Source organism: Streptococcus vestibularis ATCC 49124, assembly GCF_000188295.1.
GTDB classification, from domain to species: domain Bacteria; phylum Bacillota; class Bacilli; order Lactobacillales; family Streptococcaceae; genus Streptococcus; species Streptococcus vestibularis.
This window is the reverse complement of sequence record NZ_GL831112.1, coordinates 70,585-73,485: the sequence shown is the minus strand read 5'-3', so window position 1 is coordinate 73,485 and position 2,901 is coordinate 70,585. Positions and strand designations below refer to the sequence as shown.

The following is a 2,901-nucleotide window of genomic DNA, read 5'->3' as shown; positions in this document are numbered from 1 at the left end:
TCTTCAGCTAGTTGAGTTTGGCTTACTCCTTTTTCTATGCGTAGTCGTGCCAAATTGGGTCCAAAATTTTGAATAATAAAGGTCATGGGAAACTCCTATTTTTATTTTTAACTTATTTTATCACCTATAAACTTACAAATCAAGTTTTTAGTTGACTAATTAAAATATTTTTTATAAAATATATTTATAACTTATAAATAAGTTATAAATAATACAAAATAGCTCGTAAGTTTAGGATTGGTGAGTGGGGAGGAAGTTGAGGACAAGACGATGACTTATGACTATTCGAAGCCTTGGAGCTAGAAATTGTGTGGACAAGGACAAGGGACGAGCCTGACGGGAAGTCAGGCGAAGTCCTGCAGACTGCCGTCCAGACAATTTCTAGCCAAGCAAAAGCTGGCTATTCTAACAGCCAGCAAAAAGGTACACTTAGGGCAACGCCCAAAGAACGACGGAACGAGCGAACGTTGATTTGACGGTGTTTCTGAGACCTAAAAAATCAAAAAGAAGGGGGGACAATTTTGTTGGTTTCTATACAAGATTTAAGAAGCATTCAAGAACGATGTGATGTAGGAGAATTAGTACAGCGACTAGATGTCAGTATTGATAGATTAACGGTTATCTGGGATACAGACACTGGTTCCCTAAGACGAATTTTCAAAAATCTGAAACAGGCAATAAGTACAAGAGTTGACTCATTTGAAATATATGATAATGTTCGAGATGATGTCTTTACTTTAGCTAAAGTTTTTAATGAGTATGATTCGATCAATATTATATTTTTTCAATTATCCACTTATGGAGGTGAACAATTGATTCGAATTGATTTCAATCCTAATACTTTAAAAGAATTTGATGGAATGAAAGTATGGAGGCAATTAATGTATTTTGCCAGATTGAATTCATTGATGGTACGTTTGTCTCGTTTTGATTTAGCATTTGACATTTTCAACAGGCCTGATATCGTTAATTTGCAACATATTAAAGGTGGTGTTACCCATAAGGTCTTCTATGGTCGAGGGGGCGAATTAGAGACGAAATATTGGGGTTCTAACGGTAGTAATGTACAAGTTAGGTTATATGATAAGAATAAAGAAATCATTGCTCACAAGCGCGAAGAGAAGCTAGATTTGGCTGTAAATCCGTTTTGGTGGAGACTGGAGTTCCAACTCAGAACCAAAGCGATTGGTGAGGAGATGGTCCAAGATATTATGAATCGACTTGATAATTTCGGATTTTATAAGCTAGAACATATTCGAGTAGAGCAAAGAGCATTTACAATTATCTTTCTCAACAATCCTGAACTGTTATCATTGGCTTTTCCAAATTTAAAATCAGACAGCATCAAAAAGAAAAAACAAGAGTCCGCAAACTATTGAGAGAAGAAACGAACCAATTTGCGGAAGAATTAAAAGAAGTATTAATACAGAATCTCCCTAAATTAAATACAGAATTACAACTACTTGTAGGTGAGTTTCTGAATTTAGAAAATAAATAAGGAGGATAACTATGGACAATAATTTAATTAGTAACAAAGAATTAATTGAAATGGGCTATCGCCCTCATACAGCGAATGATATCATTCATCAGGCAAGAGAATTACTTGTATCACGAGGCTATACATTTTATAATCGCAAACGTTTGATGGTTGTTCCAAAAAGTGTTGTAAATGAGATTCTAGGAACAGAGGTGGCGTAATATGGCAAGTGTTCGTTATCGAAAGCGAGGAGATAGCAACTTATGGACCTATGAAATTCGTAACGAAGGAAAGACTGTTGCTCATAATAGCGGTTTTAAAACAAAAAAGCTTGCAGAGTCAGAAGCTGAACCGATTCTGCAAGAACTTCGTTTAGGGAAAAGAATTTCTAGAGATATTTCTCTTGTAGATCTATATCAAGAATGGCTTGAACTAAAAATTCTACCGAGTAGCAGGTCGGAAGAGACAAAGAAAAAATATCTTCTCCGTAAAAACACAATTGAAAGATTATTTGGAAATAAAAAAGTCACTCAAATTCGTGCGAGTGAATACCAAAGAATAATGAATAAGTATGGGCAAACAGTTGGTAGAAATTTTCTTGGTAGATTGAATACTGGAATCCATCAGAGCATCCAAATGGCAATTGCCGACAAAGTTCTAATAGATGATTTTACACAACATGTCGAGTTATTTTCATCCAAAGAACAACAGATGACCGAAGAGAAATATTTGCATACAGAAAAGGACTATCTGGATTTACTTTTAGCAGTAAAGAGAAAATTTGATTACCAACGATCAATTGTTCCTTATATCGTCTATTTTCTATTAAAAACAGGGATGAGGTTTGGAGAGTTAATAGCGTTAACTTGGAATGAAGTTGACTTTGACAGAGGACTGTTAAAAACATATAGAAGGTTTAATACCCTTTCTCATAAATTTGTCCCTCCAAAAAACAAAACGTCTATTCGTATGGTACCGATAGACGAAGAATGTATTAAGATATTACAAGTCCTAAAAATTGAACAAGAGAAGGCTAATAAAGAGCTAGGTATCAAGAACAGGTATAAAATGATTTTTCAGCATTATGGATATATTCATATGGTACCAGATATTGCTAGTGTCAATAAAGCTTTGAGTGTTCTTTTAAATGAATTAGATATTTATCCAATTATCACGACAAAAGGAGCACGTCATACCTATGGAAGTTACCTCTGGCACAAAGGATTTGACCTTGGGGTTATTGCAAAAATTCTAGGGCATAGAGATATTTCAATGTTAGTAGAAGTATATGGACACACTTTAGAGGAGAAAATTTTTGAGGAATTTAATCAAATCAAAGATGTCTGGAAAGATTGCTCATAAAAAAATATGGGGCAAATGATGGGGCAAATCAGTTATAGACAAGCAAAAAAGCCTTTTAAATC

Annotated in this window: 3 protein-coding genes and 2 pseudogenes; 4 read left to right on the top strand and 1 reads right to left on the bottom strand. The window is 34.5% G+C overall.

All coding sequences use genetic code 11. The features are described from left to right. Positions 1–86: pseudogene (locus HMPREF9425_RS00375) on the bottom strand (XRE family transcriptional regulator); the annotation flags it as partial. Positions 87–293: 207 nt separating this feature from the next. Here HMPREF9425_RS00375 and HMPREF9425_RS10555 point away from each other — a divergent pair. The 4 genes and pseudogenes from HMPREF9425_RS10555 to HMPREF9425_RS00355 all read left to right on the top strand — a co-directional run bounded on the left by HMPREF9425_RS10555 (position 294) and on the right by HMPREF9425_RS00355 (position 2,839). After that, entirely contained in the window at positions 294–476 is a 183-nt protein-coding gene (locus HMPREF9425_RS10555) for a hypothetical protein (protein ID WP_003095815.1), read from the top strand. 45 nt (positions 477–521) lie between these two features. After that, positions 522–1,498 (top strand): annotated as a pseudogene (locus tag HMPREF9425_RS00365) (replication initiation protein). 11 nt (positions 1,499–1,509) lie between these two features. Further along, the gene (locus tag HMPREF9425_RS00360) at positions 1,510–1,698 is read left to right on the top strand and encodes a DUF3173 domain-containing protein (protein ID WP_000369785.1); all 189 of its coding nucleotides are present in this window, start codon (positions 1,510–1,512) and stop codon (positions 1,696–1,698) included. Between the two features lies 1 nt (position 1,699). Further along, complete coding sequence (locus HMPREF9425_RS00355) at positions 1,700–2,839, top strand: tyrosine-type recombinase/integrase (RefSeq protein ID WP_003091984.1); 1,140 nt, start codon at positions 1,700–1,702, stop codon at positions 2,837–2,839. Positions 2,840–2,901 lie beyond the last annotated feature (62 nt).